Genomic DNA, 20,098 nt, shown 5'->3' with positions numbered 1-20,098 from the left:
GTCGGTGGTGCGGCCGGGGAGCCAGCAGGGCGCGGTCGTCGTGGCTGCGGGGCGGCTGCCGGTGGGTGCCGGAGGCGCGATGGGCGGCGGGGCCCGCGCCGCTACCAGCTCAGGCCCAGCAGCGGCCAGAGCCAGGCGCTGCAGGCCAGGACCAGCAGGGCCGTGACGGGCCCCAGGATGAGCGACAGGCGCCGCAGGTCGGCCGGCGTGAAGGTCTCGATCTCCTCGGCGGAGGCGAACATGGCCACCGGCTTGGCCGAGGAGGGAAGCGTGTGGCAGAAGCCCGCCGCCGCTGTCGAGGCGAAGGCCGCGGCCGCCGGATCCACGCCGACGGCGGGGGCCAGGGCCACCACGATGGGCACCAGCACCGCGGAGCGGGCCGAGCGGGACTGGATGACCAGATGGGCCGCCGTCGAGAGCAGGACCACGGCCACCATGAAGGGCCATGGGGAGCTGATCGACAGGGCGGTGAAGGCCGTGGAGGCCACCCACTGGGCCGCGCCGGTGCTCACCAGGGCGTCCCCCATGGCCAGGGTCGCGGCCATGAAGACCAGCAGGGACCAGGGCGCCTTGCTCAACGCCTTCTTCAAGGACACCGCTCCGTAGCCGGGAAGGGCCGTCACCAGCACCCCCACCAGGGCCACGATCGCCGGGTCGACGCCGTGCAGGGACTCGGTGCACCACAGGACCACCACCGTGCCCAGCAGGAGGGCCGCCCGGTTCTCCGCCTGGGTCAGGGGGCCGGTCAGCGGTGTGGGGGAGTCCGCGGCCAGGTCGTGCAGATCGATGCTCACGCGCCGGCGCATATCCGACCGCTTGGTGAACAGGGCCAGGATGAGCTCGGCCGCCAGGTGGCTGGACAGGGCCGCCAGGGGCAGGCCCAGCAGCAGCCAGCTGGCGAAGGAGAACTCCCTCCCGCCGGCCGAGGCCACGATATGCGCGGTCACCAGGTGCGCCCCCGCGCCCAGGAAGGAGCCGACCGCTGAGAGCAGGATGACTGTGGGGAAGAGCAGGGACAGGGCGTGGACCAGGCGGGCTCGGGCCCGGCGCAGCCCCTCGTCATCCTGGGGCCGCGCCCGCAGCGCCTTGGCGATGGCCACGAAGACCGGCAGCAGCAGGGCCGCCCGCCCCGAGGTGGAGGGCGCCGCGAAGACCGTGCCCACGATCGCGGCGGTGATGAGGTGGAAGAGGACTCGGGGCCGGTTGGTGCCGGTGACCAGCCAGGCGGCGGCCCGGGCGGTCAGGCCCGAGGCCGTCACGCCCACGGCGATGACGAAGGCGGCCACGAGTAGCCAGATCGTGTCATCGCCGAGGCTGGAGAACAGGTCCTCCGGGCTCAGGGAGCCGCTGAGCACCAGGGCAGTGCCCGCGCCCAGGGACACATAGGTGTCGTCGACCCTGGTGAAGGCCCAGGCCCAGACGGCCGTGATGAAGATGATCAGCGTGATGGTCGCCTGCACCGATGGCCCTGCGGGCGTGAGCAGGTGGGCGGCGGCGACGCCCAGGCACAGTGCCAGGGCGACCGCGGAGGGCAGGATGCGGCCCCAGGGCAGGCTCCGCCCTCGCGCGTCCTCCTGCTCGGGGTCGGGGACCAGTGAGAGCGGCAGGGTCTCGAGGATCGTCATGACACGCCTCCCGTGCCGGGGCCGGGCCGGGGCGGCACCGGCGGATCCGGGCGCGCCGACGGCGGGGGCGCGGGGATGCGGGCCGAGGGCGCCGGGCGCACCGCCGCCGGGGCGGTCCGGCAGGCCGTGGCCCCCGCGCGCCGTGGCTGGGCGCCTGCCGGGATGCCGGCGGCGCCCGGGGCCGGATCGGCCTCCTCGTGCCGGCGCAGCGACCAGTCCGGGCCCGCCGGGATGCGGATGCCCACGGTGGCCCCCTGCCCGGGGTCGGACTGGATGAAGACCGTGCCGTCATGGGCGTCCGCGATCGCGCGCACGATCGCCAGGCCCAGGCCGGCGCCGCGCTGCGGCTCTGCGTCCTCGACCTGGGTGAAGCGCTCGAAGAGCCAGGCGACGTCCTCCGTGCCGACCCCGGGACCGTCGTCCGTCACCGAGATCTCCAGGCCGCTGCGGCCGTAGCCGTCCGTCGTCGGCGCGACACGCAGCTGGAGGGGGCCGGTGCCCCCGTGCTGGAGGGCGTTGCGGGCCAGGTGGGACACGGCCTGGCGGATCCGCTGGGCATCGAGGGCCGCGGTGCCCGCCGCCAGGACCTGGGGGCGCCAGCGCCCGGGGGCCTGCGCCTCCAGGTCGGCCTGCAGGGTGCCGGCCAGCTCCAGGACCTCAACCCGCTGGTGGGGGTGCACGAAGTCGCGGCGCTCGGCCTGGGCCAGGGTGTGCAGATCGTCGAGGACCCCGAGAAGACCGGCGATCGTCGAGCGCTGCGCCAGGTTCTGACGGGTTGCGGGCGCGGCCGCGAGCTGTGCGTCCATGGCGGCCAGCGGCTCGGCGAGCTCATGGTGGGCGCGTGTGACGAAGTGGGCCTGGCTGGCGAAGGCCTCCTCCAGGCGGTCGAGCATCCCGTTGAAGGATGAGGTCAGGGTGGCGATGTCGTCGCGGCCGTGGACGGGCAGGCGGTGGGTGAGGTCCTGCTCGGTGATGGAGCGCGCCGCCTCCCCCAGGGTGCGCAGGGGGCGCAGGATCTGCCGGGAGACGAGCAGGCCGATGAGCCCGGTGAGGATCAGGACGGCGGCGCCGATTCCCACCATGAGCCAGATCGTGGAGTTGAGCGTGCTCACGTGCGGCCCGGTGAAGCTGATGGCGATGAAGGACAGGTGCTGCTGGGGGTCCTCCGGCTGGAGCTCGACCCGGGCCCAGCGGATCTCCCCGTTGCCGTACTCGATGGCTCCCGAGGGGGACTGGATCATCTGGGTGAACAAGGGGTCGGACAGGCTCAGGTCGAGCCTGGGGGTGCCCTCGCCCGACAACTGCTCCGCCTTCCCGGTGGAGTGGTTGACCACGACGACGGACTCGTGCTCGGCGAACTGCTGGCGGGACAGGAAGACCTCGACCAGGCTGGTCGTGGAGGTGAAGGGCTTGGAGGTGGCGGGGTCGAGCCCGGTGGCGGCGAAGCGCTGGAGCTCGGTGACCTCCTGGGTCACCTCCTCATTGGCCCTCTGGGCGATGTCGGCCATGAGGGTGGAGCGCACGGAGACGACCATGGTCACCAGTCCCAGCGCGACCACGAACAGCATCCAGGCCACGATGCGCAGCCGTGCGGGGATGCGGGAGCCGTCGGTTCTCGGGGAGGAGGCGCTCTGCACGGTGGTGGGCATGGGATCAACCCCCCTGCGCGCCGCCACTGAGGTGGACGGCGTCGGGCGCCTGGGGCGGGCCCGGCATGAAGGCCAGGCTCTCTGCGGCCAGCGCCAGCAGGACGGGGATGAGCATGACGGCGGCGAGAGCGAGAATACGGCGTGCGCTGTTCATGTCCTCCATCCTGCCCGGATCGGTGCAGGGCTGCCCGAGATCAGCTTTAGTGTTTTCTTATGTAGAGGGCGGGTGACGGCGTCAGTGGACGCGTGCGGCTCCGGGGCCCCGCGGTCATGAAGCCGTCACGTTTGAGTCAAGAGTTGGGAACGAGCGCCGTGGGCGCATTGCCGGCCGCCCAGGGGCGGGCATAGCCTCTGCCTCCCGCTGGACGTGCCCGGCGGGGAGGAGTGGAAGAAAGGGAAGCGGCGGCTTGATGGGATTGACTGCCCGGCTCAGGGGAGCGCTGGACAGGCACCGGTTCGTCCTGGTGGTCTTCGTGGGAGCGATGGTGGTGCTCCTGGCCGTGGTGATCCCGGCCCGGGCGCAGGCGGTGCGCACTGGCGACCTGCAGGTCTCGGTGCGCGTCACGGGGGCGCCGGCGGCGCTGGTACGGGACTACCTGCTGGACTACACCTGCACCGATGGCCAGGCGGGCACGGTCAGCGCCCGGGGCTCGGGCGCGCCGACGCTCATCGAGGGGGCCTTCCCCGTGGGGACCCGCTGCACGGTGATGGCCGACGCCGAGGAGCTGGCCCTGCCCGGATACGTCGTCGAGCCCGAGCAGGGCCGGGAGGCGGCCGGGAGCTCAGTGGTCATCGCCGGTACCGCGGGCGGCGGCCCGACGCCTGCCGTGGTCGAGATCGACTACCGGGCGGCCCGCTGAGGGGCGGCCCCTCACCGGCGACTGGCCCGGGACGGTAGTGTGGGCGTGGAAGGGGGCCCGATGATCCGCAACATTCATGAGCGCACGATCCAGGCCCCGGCCTCGGTCCTGGCCCCTCTGCTTGACGGGCTGGGCCGGGACGGCGACCGCCTGTGGCCGGCTGGGAGCTGGACCCCCATGGTGCTGGACCGCCCGCTGGCCGTGGGCGCTGACGGCGGGCACGGCCCCATCCGCTACCGGGTGGTGGAGTATGAGCCGGGCAGGAGAGTGCGCTTCGTGTTCCACCCCGCCACCGGCATCTCGGGGATCCATGAGCTCGCCGTGGAGGCCCTGGGGGAGGACCGCTGCCGAATGCGCCACATCCTGCTGGGCCGGGCGCGCGGTGCGATGCGCGCGCTCTTCCCCCTGGTCGTGGAGCCGCTGCACGACGCCGTCATCGAGGATCTGCTGGACAACGCCGAGCGCGAGGCTACCGGCCGGGTGCGGCGCCCCGCCAGGCACCCGGCCTGGGTCGGGCTGTGGTCGCGCCTGGAGCGGGGCCCTGGGTCCGGGGGCTGATCGGGGCGGCGGGGAGCCGGCCCCGCCCCCGGCGCGCCGGACCGCCCGCACCGCCTTGGAGCCGGGTCCTCCTGACGGAGTCGGGTGTGAGCGCCTGGGAGCCAGGAGTCAGTCGACGATGCCGTAGAGGCGGTCCCCGGCGTCGCCCAGACCGGGGACGATGTAGGCGTGCTCGTTGAGGCGCTCGTCTACGGCGGCCGTGACCACGGTGACATTGGCCCGCTCGCCCACGGCGGCCTCCAGGGTGGCCACTCCCTCGGGGGCGGCGATGAGGCACAGGGCGGTCACGTCGCGGGCCCCGCGCTCCAGGAGGTAGTCGATGGCGGCCACCAGGGTGTGCCCGGTGGCGAGCATGGGGTCGATGACGAAGCACTGGCGGCCCGAGAGGTCGTCGGGCAGGCGGTTGGCGTAGGTCTCCACCTCCAGGGTGTCCTCGTCGCGCTTCATGCCCAGGAAGCCGACCTCGGCGGTGGGCAGCAGCCGTGTCATGCCCTCCAGCATTCCCAGGCCGGCCCGCAGGATCGGCACCACGATGGGCCTGGGGCTGGCGATTCGGCGGCACTGCGCCACGGCGACAGGGGTGGTGATCTCGACCCCCTCGGTGCGGACATCGCGGGTGGCCTCGTAGGCCAGGAGGGTGACGAGCTCATCGACGAGCTGGCGGAAGACCGCCGAGGGGGTGCTGGAGTCCCGCAGCACGGAGAGCTTGTGGTCGATGAGGGGGTGATCGGCGATGTGGAGGCGCATGGTCCCAGCCTACGATGCGCGCCGCCCCCCGCTCCCCTCACTTTCGACAATTTGCATGAGATCGTACTTCTCCAGGCCTGGAAAAGGCCGATCTCATGCAAATTGTCGAAGGTTGGGGGTCGGGGGTCCCAGGTGGCGGGGGAGGGGCCGCACTACCGTCGGGCCAGGCGCATCGGGGAGCCGATCCGCAGCAACGATGACAGGCGACAGGGGAGGCCGTGGGCGCACAGGCAGGCGTGGAGGATCATGACTGGAGGGGTCGGCGCGGCGGCCATCGCCCCGGCTGCCCCGACCGGGACGGCCCGCCGGCGCTGAGCACTATCGAGACCCACACCGCCGGGGAGCCCACGCGCGTCATCGTCGGCGGCGTGCCCGAGGTCCGCGGGCGGGACATGGCCGCCAAGCGGGAGGACCTGCGCCAGCGCCTGGACCACCTGCGCCGCGCCCTCATCCACGAGCCCCGGGGGCATGCCGACATGTTCGGCGCGGTGGTCCTGCCGCCCGCCGACGAGCGGGCCGATGTCGGCGTCGTCTTCATGGACGGCGGCGGCTATCTCAACATGTGCGGCCACGGAACCATTGGCACCGTCACCGCCGTCCTCCAGACGGGCATGGTGCCCTCCCGTGAGGGCCTCAACCCCGTGGTCCTGGACACCCCCGCCGGTCTCGTGCGCACCGAGGCGCTGGTGGAGGGCGGCGCGGTCACGCAGGTCTCCTTCGTCAACGTCCCCGCCTTCGCCTACCGGCGCGAGGTGCGCCTCGAGCTCCAGCCCGGGCGGGGCGGGGCGGTGGTGTGCGATATCGCCTTCGGCGGCAGCTTCTTCGCCATCGTGAGCGCGGCTCAGCTGGGGGTGCGGGTGAGCGTCGAGGACCTCCCCGCCCTGACTGAGGCGGCGCTGCGCCTGCGCGAGCGCATCAACGAGGAGGTCCAGGTCCGCCACCCCGACCTGCCGCACATCACCGGCGTCGACCTGGTCGAGGTCTACGAGTCCTCGACCACCCCGGATGTGGACTGGCGCAACGTCGTGGTCTTCGGCAGTGGGCAGGTCGACCGCTCGCCGTGCGGCACGGGTACCTGCGCCCGCATGGCGCTTCTCCACGCTCAGGGACGGCTGCCGGTGGGCCGGGGGCTGGTCCAGGAGAGCCTCATCGGAACCCATCTGCGCGGGGAGGCTCTCGGGACGACGACGGTGGGCCAGTACCCGGCGATCATCCCCCGTGTCACCGGGTCGGCCTACGTCACCGGCTACAGCCAGATGCTCCTGGATCCCCGTGATCCCGTGCGCCACGGCTTCGTGCTCGGGCAGGAGTGAGCCGCTCCCCTTCCTTTCGACAATTTGCGTGAGATCGTACTTCTCCAGGCCTGGAAAAGGCCGATCTCATGCAAATTGTCGAAAGTGGGGGTCATGGGGCGTCTTGCTGGCGTTCAGGCAACTCTCTGGCTGCATCCATACGGTGAAGCGTCAACAACATTCCGGCCGCCCTGGCGCCTGACGGAAGGAGCCCCATGTCCCCAGCATCCGCATCGCCCTGCCCGCCTCCCGCCCTCCCCAGCCGCCGGAGCGTCGTCGCCGGGGCCCTGGGGGCATGCGCCCTGGGCGCCCTGCCGGCGGGGGCCTCCGCCGCTCCCTCCCCCGCGGTAGCGGTCACCCCGGACACCGAGACCCAGCTGCGGACCATCACCACCACGGACACCGGCACCCGCGTCATCGCCACCCGCACCGATGTGAGCAGCGACAAGAAGGTGATGGCCGCCGACCTCTTCGCCCACCCGGCCGACGGCAGGCTCAAGATCGCCCTGGGAGTCGTGGGCGTGAGCAACCACCTGCAGATCATCGATGCCGCCACCGGCGAGCTCGACGCCGCCCTGACCTTCACCGGCCTGTCCGACGGCGCCGGCGTGCGCGAGCTCGTCTACGCCCCCGGGGCCGAGGCCATCATCGCCACCTGCGGCACCAGGATCATCAAGGCCGGTGTGCGCGACCACGCCTGGAAGGACCTGGGCGCCGTCGTCACCGACCAGGGCAAGCGCTGGGCCCAGGGCTACGAGCCCCGCCTCGACTCCGAGGGCATGGTGTGGATCGGCAACCACCCCGATGCCGGCGTGGTGAGGATCGACCCCGTGGGGGAGAGCGTCACCTACGGGAGTGCCACTGCGGGTGAGGACGCCACCTACACCCGCCACATCGCCGTCATCGCGGACACCGTCTACGCGGGCGTGGGCCACGCCGCCCCGCGCATCGTGGCCTTCGACCGCAAGGACCCGGGCCGCATCACCACCACCATCCGCCACCCCCGGGCCGCGAGCGCCGGCTTCGCCCACTACCTGACCGCCCTGGACGAGACCCGCCTGGCCGTCGAGCTGCCGCTGGGCTCCCCCAACGACGGGCGCAGCCTCATCTACGACACCTCCTCAGGCACCTGGACCCAGACCGAGGTCTACCCCTTCAACTTCCAGTACGCCCCCCACCCCACCAGGCCCGGGCACAGCCTGGCCATCCAGGGCAAGGGCGATGGCACCGGCGTGCTGTTCACCATGGATAACGCCACCGGCCGGAAGGTCGCGGAGATCACGGTCATCCCCAACCGCTACGCGCGCAGGATGATGGCGGTCCCCGGCCGTGGCGCCGTCGTCGGCATCGTGGCCTCCACCGAGGCGGGATGCCAGTACATCGAGGTCGACGTCGAGGCGGGCGGGGTCGTGGCGCAACGGGACCTCGCCGTCGCCGCAGCCGGGCTCATCAGCCAGGCGCCCTTCATCCCCGAGGATGAGAACGCCCTGTACGTGGGTGCCTACCAGGGGCGCACCCTGACCCGACTCGACCTCAGTGGCGGTGATCTGGGCGCGGCCGAGGCGCAGCGGACCCCGGGCACCCAGGGGCAGGTGGAGTCCATGGCCACCGACGGCTCCACCCTGTGCTTCGCCAGCTATGAGCAGGCCCGCGTGTGGCGCGCCTCCCGGCCCGGGCTGGGCGAGGCGGCCCTGATCGCCGACCTGGGCTCCCACCAGCAGTCCCGGCCCTTCGGCCTGGCCCTGGCCGGGGGGAGGCTGTGCGTGGGCACTGCTGCGCGATCGGGGATCAGAGGGGGCTCGCTGTCCCTCATCAACCCCGCCGATGGCACTGCCACAGTGCTCACCGACCTCGTTCCCGGCCAGTCCGTGGTGGGCCTGGTCGGTGACGGCGAGGACACCGTCTACGCCACGACCTCCATCAAGGGCGGTGACGGCGATGGCCAGGGCCCCGGCCACGTCCTGGCCTACGACGCGCGTCGGCAGCGCGAGCTGTGGAGGGTCCAGGTGGCCGGGGAGAACGTCCTCAACAGCCCCCTGCTGGTGGAGGGCGCCCTGTACGTCGCCGTGCCCTGCGGCGTCCTGGTGATGGACCCCGCCACCGGCGGTCTCAGGGAGTACCTGCGGTTGCGGCCCGACCCGAGGCGCAAGAGCAGCATCAGCGGCTACCGGCTCTCCACCCTGTCCTACTGCGCCAAGGAGGGGCTGCTGGTCCACACCGGTGCCGGCAAGACCTGCGCGATCGACCCCGTGGCCAGGACCGGCTGGCTCCTGGCGCTGAGGACCGACTGGTCGGTGGTCCAGTCCAGCACCGGGCGGGTCTTCGTCAACGCCCCCGAGACCGAGGTCAGGGAGGTGGCGCTGCGGCCCTGAGGGGCCGGGCGCCCAGGGCCGGGGCCGGGCGATGCTGCCCTTGCGCGTGCCCTTACGCGGCGGCCCGCAGCCAGGTCAGGACCGCGCGCACGCGCCGGTTGTCCTCCCCGGGCGGCAGGTCCAGCTTGAGGAAGACGTTGGCGATGTGCTTGGCCACCGCCCCCTCGGATAGGACCAGCCGCTGCGCGATCTGGGAGTTGGCCAGGCCCTCGGCCATGAGGGCCAGCACCTCGCGCTCGCGTTCGGTGAGCCGGGACAGCCCCGGGTGGGCCGAGCCCGCCTGCGGGCCGGTCCCCCGGGCGCCCGCACCGGGCCCGTGCCCCCCACCTGCGAGAATCCTGGCGATGACCTCGGGATCGACGACGACGCCGCCGGCGACCACCAGCTCCAGGGAGCTCATGAAGTCGGCGACGCGGCCCACGCGCTCCTTGAGCAGGTAGCCCACAGCACCGGCGTCGTCCTCCAGCAGGGTGCGCACATAGGGCCCGGCCACGTAGGCCGAGAGCACGACCACCGGCAGTCCGGGGTGGGCGCGCCGCAGCTCCAGGGCTGCCTGCAGGCCGTCGTCGGCCATCCCCGGGGGCATGCGCACATCGGTGACGACGACGTCGGGCAGGGCGCCGACGGCCGCAAGGTCGTGCACCGCCCGGCACAGCTCCGGGGCGCTGCGGGCCTGGGCCACCACCTCGTGGCCCGCGGCGCCCAGCAGCCCGGCCAACCCCTCCCGCAGCAGTGCCGCGTCATCGGCCAGGACGATCCTCATTGGCGGATTGTCCCATGCTCAGCGGCCCTCACCATGGCAGGGTCATGGGGGCCCGGATGATCACGCGGGTGCCCTGCCCCGGCGGCGAGACGACCTCCAGCGAGCCCCCCACCGTCTCCAGGCGCTGGGCCAGGCCGGCCAGGCCGGTGCCCGCAGGCTTGCCGGTCAGGCCCGGTGCCCCCGGGGCGCCTCCCACCCCGGTGTCACCCACCTCCGCCCGCACGCCGGTGGGACTGCAGGACAGGCTCACCCAGGCGCGGCCGCATCCCGAGTGGCGGGCCGCATTGGTCAGCGACTCGCTGATCGCGAAGTAGATGGCGGTAGCGGTCGGTGAGGGCAGGGCGCAGTCCTCGCCCGAGGCCGTCAGGGCGACGTCGAGCCCCGAGTCGGCGCACAGCTCCCGCACCCCCGCGAGGAGGCCGTGATCGCGCAGGGTAGCAGGGCTGACCGAGCGCACCGTGGCCCGCAGCTCGCCCAGGGCCGTCTCGGCCAGCTCCTGGGCGCGGTCGATCTGGGCGAGCAGGCTCTCCAGGCCCTCGACGCTGCCCGGGGTGCCGGAGCCGTGCGGGCCCTGCGCGGCCCCCGGGCCGGCAGGCGCCCCCCGCCGCGCGGTGGCGTGGGAGGAGCGGTCCGGGGCGGGCCGGGGCGAGGTGAGGGACTGGGCGGCCAGGCGGGCCGATCCCAGGGTGAGGGTCAGTGCGGTCAGGCGCTGCTGCGCCCCGTCGTGCAGGTCCCTCTCGATGCGGGTGCGCTCGGCCTCGAAGGCATCCACGAGGGTGGCCCGGCCGCGGCGCAGGTCTCCCACCTGGCGGCCCAGGGCCGCGGCGCGCTCGGCCTCCCGGTCCCGGCTCAGTGCCGAGACGGCGCTCGTGCGCAGCAGGCCGATCCCGCCGAGCATCATGGCCGCGCACATCCCCATCACCAGTGCTACCAGCGGGGTCCACCACAGCTGCCAGGGCTCGGTCAGCCGGGTGCTTCCGATCTCGACGGTGAACCCGCCACTGGTGGCGGCGCTGATCGGCATGAGCAGGAAGAGGACCGCCAGGAGGGCCAGGAGGCCTGCGAGCATCGATGCGATCCCCGCCAGGACGGCGACCAGGGCCAGGGGCAGGTCCTGGCGCCAGAAGGGCGCGGTGGCCACGCGGCCCGCGGCCCATCTGGGCCAGGGCTCCTCGCGCCACCGGCCCGAGGGGGCGTCGGCGCCCGCGCAGCGGGCCAGGAGCCGTTGGGCCTCGGCGACCAGGGTGATCGACACCGGCAGGAGGGGGCCGATCGCGACCAGGACGGCGGTCAGCGGCCAGCTCACGGCCTGGCCGAGCTCGATCAGCCCCAGGAGCAGTGCTTGTCGGCGGCGGTGCGCTGTGCCTGTGCCTGTGCCTGTGCCTGGGACCGAGCTCCCCGTGGCTGACAGCCCGATGGCGCGCACGGAGCCGCGGGAGCGGGCGGCGCGGGTCCGGCGCTGGATGGTCCGGCCCGGCCGCATCGACGCAGGGGAGGGGGAGAGCGGCATGACCAGGGACAGTACTGGCTGCTGGCAGCCCCTGCACGGGGGCCGGCACCCGTGCGGGGTGGAGCCCGCTCCACCCTCAGCCGGGCAGGCTGGTCCAGTGACTGCGCCGAGGCTCCTCTGATGCGATCTCCCCATGACATCACCATTTCCTCACAGCCCGATGACCCTGCCGGAGGGCCCTGGCCCCGAGGCGTCGGCAATGCCCCGGGCCCTCCGCCCGGATGCCCGACCCCAGGAGGCGCGGGGCGCGGGAGCCCGCCCCCAGGGTTGGGCCCCCGCCTGCCCGCCCGTGCAGCCGACCCCGGCCCGGGCCCCGCAGCAGGTGATCACAGTGGCCGCCGTCGGCCTGCACCGGAGCTTCCGCCTCCCAGGACGGCGAGGCGCTGAGGTCAGTGCGCTGGCAGGCGTGAGCCTCCACCTCCCTGCGGCCAGCCTGACGGCGCTCGTGGGCGCCTCCGGCTGCGGGAAGACCACCCTCCTGCAGTGCATCGCCGGCCTGGACCGCCCCACCTCCGGCTCCGTCAGCCTCCTGGGCAGGCCGACCTCCCGGATGCGGGCCGGGGCCCTGGCCGCCTTCCGCGCCCAGCACGTCGGCTTCGTCTTCCAGGACGACAACCTCGTCACCTCCCTGTCGGCGTGGGACAACGTGGCCCTGCCGGGGCGCCTGCGCCGCCGGCCGCTGGGCCGGGACCAGATCGGCCAGGCCCTGGAGCGCGTGGGCCTGACCGCCCAGGCCCGCCACCTGCCCCACCAGATGAGCGGGGGCGAGCGCCAGCGGGTGGCCATCGCCCGCGTGCTGGCCTCGGCGCCGGACATCGTCTTCGCCGACGAGCCGACTGCGGCGCTCGACGTCGGCTCCGGTGACGCCGTGCTGCACTGGTTCGAGGAGATCGCCGCAGGCGGGGCCACCGTCCTCATGGTCACCCACGATGCTGCTGCCGCCGCTCGGGCCCAGCAGGTCCTGGTCATGGAGGGAGGCAGGATCGTCACGGGCCTGGAGGGAGGCGACCCGCAGGCCGTCTCCGCCGCCGTGCTGGGAGCGCGCCGGGGGCGGACGGCATGATCCGCCTCCTGGTGATGGATCTCAGGCGTCATGCCGGGACCTGGGTGTGGACGGCGGTCGTGGCCCTGGTGGCCGGGGCCGGGGTCTGCGCCCAGCTCCAGATCGTCGAGGGGATGGCGCGGCTCGCGCGGGCCTTCAAGCAGCCCGATGCGGGCCATGCCGTGGCCTGGGTGCTCATCACTGCGATCGGCATTGCGGCTGCCAGTGTCCTGAGCTCGACGGCCTCCCTGGTGATGGCGATGAGGCGCCGCGAGCACGGCCTGTGGAAGGCGCTGGGGATGAGGCCCTCCGCGGTGCGCCGGGTGGTGCTGGGCCAGCTGGGCCTGCTGGGGGCGGCGGCGGGAGCAGCGGGCCTGCCAGGGGGGATGCTCCTGGCCCCGTCCGTGCTGCAGGTCTGGAGATGGGACCAGCACGAGAACCTCTTTCTGCGGGCGGTGGAGCCGCAGGCGGTGCCGGCGCAGGTGGGTGCGGGTGCCCTCGCGGTCGCGCTCTTCACCATTCTTGGGGGGCTGCGGGCGGCGCGCGAGGCGGCGGCTCCGGAGTCGGCGCTCCTGGCAGGCCGCGTGCCGGATGCCCCCGGCGGTGTCCGATGGCGGGCCGCACTGGTCCTGCGGGTCCTGTGCGCCCTGGGCTCGGGCATTGGCTATGCGGCTCTGCTCGCCATGAGCCACAACGCCACCCCCAGGAGCCCTCAGGCCGTTCTCTCCGCCCTGGGATGCGGGCTGGCGTGCCTGTGCCTCGTCATCGCCTCGACCCCGTGGGTGGTGCCAGCACTGGAGAGGCTCCTGGCCGCCGCCGTGCCGGGATCAGGCTTCCGGGTCTTCATCGCGGGGCGGACCTGCGCCCAGGAGTCCGCCCGCTCCACAGCCACGGTCATGCCCTTCGCGGTGGCGATCGGCGTGGTGGCGATCATCTACGGGGGCCAGGCGGTGGAGCTGACGTCCAGCGGCTTCCTCTCCCTCCTCTGCCTGCCCTTCCTGGTGGCCTGGATCGGCGGGGTGGCGGTCATCGCCATGGGTGCCGGGCGTCGTCGTCGTGATGCGGCCCTGCTGGAGGCGGCGGGTGCCAGGCGCGGTGACCTGGTGGCCATCGAGATCATCGAGGGCCTCGTGCACGCCCTGGTGGCCATCGCTCTGGGCGCCGTGGTGAGCCTGGGCACCTCCCTGGCCATGAGCACCGCCTCGGGCAAGCCCTTCCTCGAGGTGGTGGGGGATTCCCCCTGGAAGCAGCTGGCCATCATCAGCGCGGCGACCCTGGGCACCATCGCCGTGGCTGTGGTGGGCTCCTCGCGGGGTCGGGGAGCCGGCCCGGGCCTGGTGCTGCGTGCCCAGGACTGAGGCCGCCCCTCCTCACTTTCGACAATTTGCATGAGATCGTACTTCTCCAGCCCCGGAAAAGGCCGATCTCATGCAAATTGTCGAAGGTTGGGCGGGGGCCAGTCGGGCTCAGACCGTCTCGGAGGTGCTCAGGTACTCCAGCCAGCGCTCGTAGTGGTCCAGGACGTCATGGGCGACCTGGTCGACCGTCCAGTCCATGAGGTCGTAGCCCTGGCCGCCTCCGCGCGGGCGCACCTCCAGGCGCACGGTGAGGTCGTCCGCCTCATGGACGACGGCGCCATAGGCGGGCACCGGGGCCTGGACCATGCGCACCACGTAGCGGAAGGAGTCCAGGCCGAAGGACCGCTCCACGGCCAGCGGATCCTCCTCCGGCGGGGCGGGGGTGCCCGGGGGGCTGACCACCAGGGTGGCGCGCCCCAGGAAGTTGCGCTCGTCGTCGGGGTCCTGGGCCTCCTCGCCCTCGACGTAGACCTGCGCGAGCAGGCTCTCCTTGCGCAGCTCAGCGGCCACCGCCTCCAGCGCGGGCACGATCCGGCCCTCCAGGGCGCGCTTGGCCCGGGCGGGGGAGACCGTGTCGAAGGTGTGGGAGAGGCGGTCGCGCCAGGAGATGCGCTTGAGACCCGCCGCGGTCCCCGTGAAGCCCAGGGCACGGTTGCGGTAGGCCATGGAGCGGGCCTCGGCGTGGGTGGCCTCCGTGCTCAGGGCCCGCCACAGGCCCACCATGACCGTGATGATGACGAAGGAGAAGGGCAGGGCCATGACGATCGTGGCCTGCTGGAGGATCGGGATGCCGCCGGCCAGGAGCATGGCGATGGTCAGGATCCCGGTGAGGGAGGCCCAGAAGATCCGCAGCCAGGCCGGGGCGTCCTGGTGCTCCCCCCGGGCGCGCACGCACAGGTTGGACATCACCAGGGCCCCGGAGTCGGCGGAGGTGACGTAGAACAGGATGCCGATGAACAGGGCCAGGGCGATAAGGCCCGTGCCCCCGGGCATGGAGTTGAGCAGGAGGTAGAGCCCCTGCTCGGGCTGGCTGACAGTGGCCTGGGCGAAGGCGGTGTCCCCGGAGCGGATGAGGCTGAGCGCCTGGTTGCCGAAGATCGAGACCCACATGACGATGTAGCTGAAGGGCAGGGCCAGGGAGCCCAGGACGAACTGGCGGATGGTGCGGCCCCGCGAGATGCGGGCCAGGAACATGCCGACGAAGGCCGCCCAGGTGATCCACCAGGCCCAGAAGAACAGCGTCCACCCGTTGAGCCAGGTCTCGGGGCGGTTGTAGGCGTAGGTCTCCAGGGTCAGCAGCGGGAACTGGGTGGCGAAGTCCCCGATGGATCCCACCAGGGAGTCCAGGAGGAAGGCGGTGTTGCCGGTGACCAGGACCCACAGGGCCAGGCCGATGGCCAGCAGCACGTTGATGTTGGACAGGATGCGCACCCCGCGGTCCACGCCCGAGACGGCTGAGACGGTGGCCATGAGGACGGACAGGGCGATGAGGCCGATCTGCGTGGGGGCGCCCTGCGGCAGCCCGAACAGGATGCTCAGGGCGACATTGAGCTGGACCACGCCGACGCCCAGGGACGCGGCGATGCCGAACACGCCCCCGATGAGCGCCGCGGTGTCGATGAGGTCCCCGGCCAGGCCCTCGACCCGGTCGCCCAGCAGGGGGCGCAGCGTGGAGCGCACCGCCAGGCTGTCGCGACGGCGGTAGGCGAAGTAGGCCATCGACATGCCCACCAGGGAGTACAGGCCCCAGCCGGAGATGCCGTAGTGGAAGAGGGTCAGGACGATGCCCTGCCGGGCGGCGGCGATCGTCTCGCCCTGGCCCGTGGGGGGAGCCATGTACTGGGCGACGGGCTCGGCGATCGCGAAGAACATGATGCCCGTGCCGATGCCGGCGGCGAAGAGCATGGCGGCCCACGAGAAGGTGGAGAAGTCCGGGGTGGAGTTGCTGGGGCCCAGGCGCACGGTCCCGAAGTGTGAGAAGGCCAGCGCCACGACGAAGACGAGGACCGCCGTGACCAGCAGGATGTAGAAGGACCCGAACCAGCGGCCCGTCCAGTCCACGGCGGCGCCGAAGGCCCCCTGGAGGCCGACCGGGTTGATGATCGCCGCTCCTGCGACCACCGCGATGACGATCGCGGAGGCGAGGAAGACCACTCGGTTGAGCGGTCGGGGCTGGACGGCTGTCTCGGTGGTGGTCATGGAGGAATGCGTCACGGAGGTGCTCCGTTCCTTCCCGGGTCCTTGATGACGATCAGATAACTATTGAGACTTTTCCAGGTTTGGCGGGATGCTTCAAGCCGAGGCGGCGGATTCTGGCGGATACGGGCGCGGCGTCCTCGCTGCTGGCGAAGACTTACCATGTTCCTGTGAAGTGGATCATACTATGGATCGGATGGCTTCGCGGAGGGCCGCCGACCAGTGGGTGCGGGCCGCCCGGCCCGGGGCCGCCCGGCTGCAGCCCGGGCCCGGCAGGGACGGCGGGCTGAGGCCCGTCCCGGTGGCGGGTGTGCCAGGCTGGGCCGGTGAGACGGATCGATGGGGCCGACCCGGCAGGGGCCGTGGATGCGGCCATGGCCCGCGCCCTGGAGCTGGCCCGGGACGCGGGGCGCGCCGGTGAGGTGCCGGTGGGCGCCGTCGTGCTGTCAGGCGGCGGCAGGGTGCTCGCCGAGGCCGCCAACGCCCGCCAGGCGCAGTGCGATCCGACGGCGCACGCCGAGATCCGCGCCCTGCGCGCCGCCGGGGCCGCCCTGGGCGACTCCCACCTGGATGGATGCACCCTCGTGGTCACCCTGGAGCCCTGCACCATGTGCGCGGGGGCGATCGTTCTGGCCCGTGTCCGGCGCCTGGTCTTCGCGGCCTGGGAGCCGCGGACCGGCGCCTGCGGCTCGGTGCGCGACGTCGTGCGCGACTCGCGGGCCAACCACCGGGTCGAGGTGCATGCCGGACTGCGGGCCGAGGACTCCCAGGCCCTCCTGACCGGCTTCTTCGCCCAGCGCCGCTGAGGCCGGCCTCCGTGCCGCCGCCCGTCCCGCGCCGCCCCGGCCCGGCGGGGCGGTGATGCAGACCGCAGCCTCCTGGGATTGGGCGCGGGCCGGGCGGGCGTGTACCCTCGACGCCTGAGGTAGCGTGTCCGAGCGGCCGAAGGTGCAGATCTCGAAAGTCTGTGTGGTTCATAGCCACCCTGGGTTCGAATCCCAGCGCTACCGCGCCGGCCCCCGGCAGCCCACGGGCTGCCGGGGGCCTTTTCCTCGCCCCGATCCCGTGCTGCGCGCCATCGGCGCCCAGCGCAGACCCGAGGTGACGGCGCATCGGTGGAATCATGCGGATCCATCCAGTAGCCGCCAGTGCGGATGCGCAGCGGGGAGGCAGGCGGGTCAGGACGGGTCCTCGGGCCAGGCGTGCTTGGGATAGCGCCCCCGCATCTCGGCGCGCACCTGCGGGTAGCCCTGCCGCCAGAAGGAGGCCAGGTCATCAGTGACCGCGACGGGCCTGCGGGCCGGGGAGAGCAGGTGGAGCAGCACTGGCACCCGCCCATCGACGATCCGCGGCGCGGCCTGCCAGCCGAAGCAGTCCTGGACCGCCACCGCCAGCGTGGGCCGCTGCCCGTAATCCACCCGCACCAGCGCCCCCGAGGGCACCTCCAGGCGCTCGGGCGCCAGCTGCCCCAGGCGCGCCGCCTGGGGCCAGGGCAGCAGTGCCCGCAGCGCCTGCTCCACATCCACCTGCGTGAGGCTGAATCGCGACGAGGGGGCCTCCGCCGCCCTGAGCACCGCCGGCACGAGCCACTCCTCGGCGCGCTCCAGCAGACCGCCCTCGTCCACCGCCGGCCAGGGGTCGCCCAGATGGGCGTGCAGGAGCGCCAGCCGGGCGCGCAGCCGTGAGGCCCCCTCGCTCCAGGCAAGCACCTCCAGGCCCTCGTCGCGCACCCGGGAGACGACGGCCCGCGCCACCTCCTGCGGATCCAGGTCCGCCCCGGCGGCGCGGCTCAGGGCGATCGCCCCCAGGGCGCGCACGCGCTGGCTGCGCAGGGTTCCGCCCCGCCAGCTCAGGTGCTCGCGGTGGTCCAGCCAGGGGGCGGCCAGCTCCAGGGCCATGTCCTCGCTCAGCGGGGCTGCCGCCCGGATGAGGCCCTCGCGCCCACCGGTGGGGGAGCGGTCGATCTCTGCCACCGCCAACCACCGCTGCCCGGACAGGGGCGAGCCCTCCGGAAGGCGCGCGCCGTTGCCCGCCACCGTGATGTATCGGGCCGGGGAGCCGGGCCCCGGGTCATCCCCACGGCGCTGGGTGATCCATTGGGGGTGGGCCAGCCCCACCACCAGGGCGATCGCCTCCTGGGCGTCGAGGGGGAGCCGCGATCCCGCCGGTGAGGGGAGGGGCCCCATGCCCTTCCCGGCAGCACGCTCTCCGACGTCCCGCGCTCCCGCGGCCCGCTCCAGGCGGCGCGCCTCCGCGCGCCACGGCCCACTGCCGGGACCGCCGTCACGCAGGCGCCGGGCCAGGGCGGGCAGGTCGGCGTCGGCGGTGCGCAGGTCGGCCGTGAGCAGGGCGGTGGCCTCCGCGGCGCGGCGGCGCCCCAGGACCGGTGAGGCCGCCAGCAGGGCCCGTGCGGGCCGAACATCGGCCGCAATGCCCGCCACGGCGCGCCCCAGGGGCGTCAGGGCGCCGTCGTCGACCAGGCCCAGGGAGGCGAGGGTCTCACGGGCCGAGGCCATGGCCGCTGCCGGGGGCTCATCGATCCAGACCAGATCGTCGTCGGGGGCGCCCCAGGCGGCCAGCTCCAGGGCGGTGCGCGTCAGATCCGCGGTGAGGATCTCCGGCGTGGGTGCCAGCGGCGCCCGGGCCCAGTCGGTGGGCGAGCAGCAGCGGTAGACGACGCCGGGCCCCTCCCGCCCCGCGCGGCCGGCCCGCTGGATGCCCGAGGCGCGTGAAGCGCCCACGGTCACCAGCCCGCTCATGGAGCGGGCCACATCCAGGCGCGGCTCACGGGCCAGCATGGCATCCACGACGATCCGCACCCCCGGGACCGTCAGGGAGGACTCGGCGACGCTGGTGGCCACCACGATGCGCCGCCGGCCGGGGGCGCTGGCCGACAGGGCCGCGTCCTGGGCGGCGGCGGGGAGCCTGCCGTGCAGGGGCAGCACCTCGACGCCGTCGGGCGCGCCGGTGCGCAGGCGGCGGACGACCTCATCGACCTCCCGGGTGCCGGGAAGGAAGACCAGGGCATCGCCCTCATGGGACGCCAGGGCCCGCAGGGCGGTGCCCGCCACATGGGTCAGGAGCTCGCGGGGAACGCCGCGCGGCCCCAGGCGCCCGGCGCGGCAGGGCGCCCACACCTCCTCAACGGGGTGCAGCCCGCTGCGGGCCTCCACGATGCGGGCATCCAGGAGCTCGGCCAGGCGCCCGGCCTCCACGGTGGCCGACATGGCGACCAGGGGCAGGTCCTCGCGCAGGGCGCGCGCATCCAGCAGCAGCGCCAGGAGCAGGTCGCTGTCCAGGGAGCGCTCGTGCACCTCGTCCAGGACGACGGCGGATACCCCGGTCAGCTCGGGGTCGCACTGGAGCCGGCGCAGGAGGAGGCCGCTGGTGACGATCTCGATGCGGGTGGCGGGCGAGGCCCGGCGCTCACCGCGCACCGCATAGCCCACCGTGGCCCCGACCTCCTCCCCCAGGAGGCGGGCCAGGTGCCGGGCGGCGGCGCGCGCGGCCATGCGCCGCGGCTGGGTGACGATGATGCGGCCCGGGGCGGGGGCCCCGCGCCTTGGCCGGGCCCGGGGGCTCCCGGCCTCCGCATCCTCCGGGCCCGCCCCGGTGCGGCCATCGCCCTGGACTCGGAGGTGGTCGTGGACGGCCACGGGCACGAGTGTCGTCTTGCCGGTGCCCGGGGGCGCGGTGATGATGACGGGCCGGGTGCCCTGCGCCAGGGCCGCTCGCAGCCCGGGCAGGGCTGTGAGGATCGGCAGGTCGGGCGGTGAGGAGAGCAGGGCGGCCAGCGGGTCGGGGCGGCGGTCCGGGCACATGCCCCTATCCTCCCCTGCTGCACATCTTCAGCAGTCGACCCATCGGTCGAACCGCAGGATTCCGCGGTTCCGGTCCCGGCGCCCCGCTCCCGGGGCCCTGAAGATGTGCAACGGCAGGGGCGCTGCACATCTTCAGGGGCGCATGGCGCCTGCGATCCCGACCTTTGCGCATGATCCCGTCGGGCTCGCGTTTGAAGATGTGCAGCGGGGTGCCTGAAGGGGTGGGGGCGCATGCGGGATATTCCGTGCACGGCATCGCGCTGGCGCGGGCCTGCGGCCGTCCTGGATAACGGTGCGCCCTCCCG

15 protein-coding genes and 1 tRNA gene are annotated in these 20,098 nt (G+C 73.5%); 8 read left to right on the top strand and 8 right to left on the bottom strand.

The genetic code is table 11. From position 1 onward, the window contains the following. Window positions 1–101 precede the first annotated feature (101 nt). From J5X07_RS01105 to J5X07_RS01095, 3 genes are read right to left on the bottom strand one after another with little or no spacing between them, the layout of a single operon-like run. Complete coding sequence (locus tag J5X07_RS01105; protein ID WP_124934019.1) at window positions 102–1,625, bottom strand: SLC13 family permease; 1,524 nt, start codon at window positions 1,623–1,625, stop codon at window positions 102–104. Beyond that, entirely contained in the window at window positions 1,622–3,274 is a 1,653-nt protein-coding gene (locus J5X07_RS01100; protein WP_208478376.1) for a sensor histidine kinase, read from the bottom strand. Before J5X07_RS01100 ends, J5X07_RS01105 begins: the two co-directional genes overlap by 4 nt. 4 nt (window positions 3,275–3,278) lie before the next feature. Then, complete coding sequence (locus J5X07_RS01095; RefSeq protein ID WP_185732043.1) at window positions 3,279–3,428, bottom strand: hypothetical protein; 150 nt, start codon at window positions 3,426–3,428, stop codon at window positions 3,279–3,281. A gap of 256 nt (window positions 3,429–3,684) precedes the next feature. On the opposite strand from J5X07_RS01095, the gene J5X07_RS01090 reads away from it, so the two are divergent. Further along, on the top strand, window positions 3,685–4,134 hold the full coding sequence (locus J5X07_RS01090) for a DUF5979 domain-containing protein (protein ID WP_124934017.1): 450 nt from the start codon (window positions 3,685–3,687) through the stop codon (window positions 4,132–4,134). A 60-nt stretch (window positions 4,135–4,194) separates the two neighbouring features. Continuing rightward, entirely contained in the window at window positions 4,195–4,692 is a 498-nt protein-coding gene (locus J5X07_RS01085) for an SRPBCC family protein (protein WP_124934016.1), read from the top strand. A gap of 108 nt (window positions 4,693–4,800) precedes the next feature. Here J5X07_RS01085 and upp read toward each other — a convergent pair whose 3' ends face one another. Continuing rightward, window positions 4,801–5,439: a uracil phosphoribosyltransferase gene (gene upp, locus J5X07_RS01080; protein WP_208478375.1), complete on the bottom strand. Its 639-nt coding sequence runs from the start codon at window positions 5,437–5,439 to the stop codon at window positions 4,801–4,803. Between the two features lie 218 nt (window positions 5,440–5,657). Here upp and J5X07_RS01075 point away from each other — a divergent pair, with 218 nt between their 5' ends. Both J5X07_RS01075 and J5X07_RS01070 read left to right on the top strand, forming a co-directional pair. Then, a complete protein-coding gene (locus tag J5X07_RS01075) occupies window positions 5,658–6,752 on the top strand; it encodes a proline racemase family protein (protein WP_208478374.1) in 1,095 nt (364 codons plus the stop codon). 194 nt (window positions 6,753–6,946) lie between these two features. Then, the gene (locus tag J5X07_RS01070; RefSeq protein ID WP_208478373.1) at window positions 6,947–9,103 is read left to right on the top strand and encodes an outer membrane protein assembly factor BamB family protein; all 2,157 of its coding nucleotides are present in this window, start codon (window positions 6,947–6,949) and stop codon (window positions 9,101–9,103) included. Window positions 9,104–9,155: 52 nt separating this feature from the next. Here J5X07_RS01070 and J5X07_RS01065 read toward each other — a convergent pair whose 3' ends face one another. Continuing rightward, window positions 9,156–9,866: a response regulator transcription factor gene (locus J5X07_RS01065; RefSeq protein ID WP_124934011.1), complete on the bottom strand. Its 711-nt coding sequence runs from the start codon at window positions 9,864–9,866 to the stop codon at window positions 9,156–9,158. Between the two features lie 28 nt (window positions 9,867–9,894). After that, window positions 9,895–11,376 carry a sensor histidine kinase gene (locus tag J5X07_RS01060; RefSeq protein WP_208478372.1) on the bottom strand — a complete coding sequence of 494 codons (1,482 nt, stop codon included), beginning with the start codon at window positions 11,374–11,376 and terminating at the stop codon, window positions 9,895–9,897. 406 nt (window positions 11,377–11,782) lie between these two features. On the opposite strand from J5X07_RS01060, the gene J5X07_RS01055 reads away from it, so the two are divergent. After that, entirely contained in the window at window positions 11,783–12,439 is a 657-nt protein-coding gene (locus tag J5X07_RS01055; protein WP_244925069.1) for an ABC transporter ATP-binding protein, read from the top strand. Window positions 12,440–12,453: 14 nt separating this feature from the next. After that, window positions 12,454–13,776, top strand: coding sequence for an FtsX-like permease family protein (locus J5X07_RS01050; RefSeq protein WP_208478370.1), 1,323 nt, complete (start codon window positions 12,454–12,456; stop codon window positions 13,774–13,776). A gap of 108 nt (window positions 13,777–13,884) precedes the next feature. Here the strand turns inward: J5X07_RS01050 and betT are convergent, their stop codons facing one another. Beyond that, window positions 13,885–15,975: a choline BCCT transporter BetT gene (gene betT / locus J5X07_RS01045; protein ID WP_208478401.1), complete on the bottom strand. Its 2,091-nt coding sequence runs from the start codon at window positions 15,973–15,975 to the stop codon at window positions 13,885–13,887. Between the two features lie 371 nt (window positions 15,976–16,346). Between betT and J5X07_RS01040 the strand changes: the two genes are divergently transcribed. Both J5X07_RS01040 and J5X07_RS01035 read left to right on the top strand, forming a co-directional pair. Continuing rightward, entirely contained in the window at window positions 16,347–16,778 is a 432-nt protein-coding gene (locus J5X07_RS01040) for a nucleoside deaminase (protein ID WP_124934039.1), read from the top strand. 118 nt (window positions 16,779–16,896) lie between these two features. Then, window positions 16,897–16,982: transfer RNA gene (locus J5X07_RS01035), tRNA-Ser, on the top strand. A gap of 168 nt (window positions 16,983–17,150) precedes the next feature. Here J5X07_RS01035 and hrpB read toward each other — a convergent pair. Further along, window positions 17,151–19,793 carry an ATP-dependent helicase HrpB gene (gene hrpB, locus J5X07_RS01030; RefSeq protein WP_208478369.1) on the bottom strand — a complete coding sequence of 881 codons (2,643 nt, stop codon included), beginning with the start codon at window positions 19,791–19,793 and terminating at the stop codon, window positions 17,151–17,153. Window positions 19,794–20,098: the final 305 nt, after the last annotated feature.

Origin of the sequence: Actinomyces bowdenii, from assembly GCF_017592395.1 — a bacterium.
GTDB lineage: Bacteria > Actinomycetota > Actinomycetes > Actinomycetales > Actinomycetaceae > Actinomyces > Actinomyces bowdenii.
This window is presented reverse-complemented; position numbering and strand designations above follow the sequence as displayed.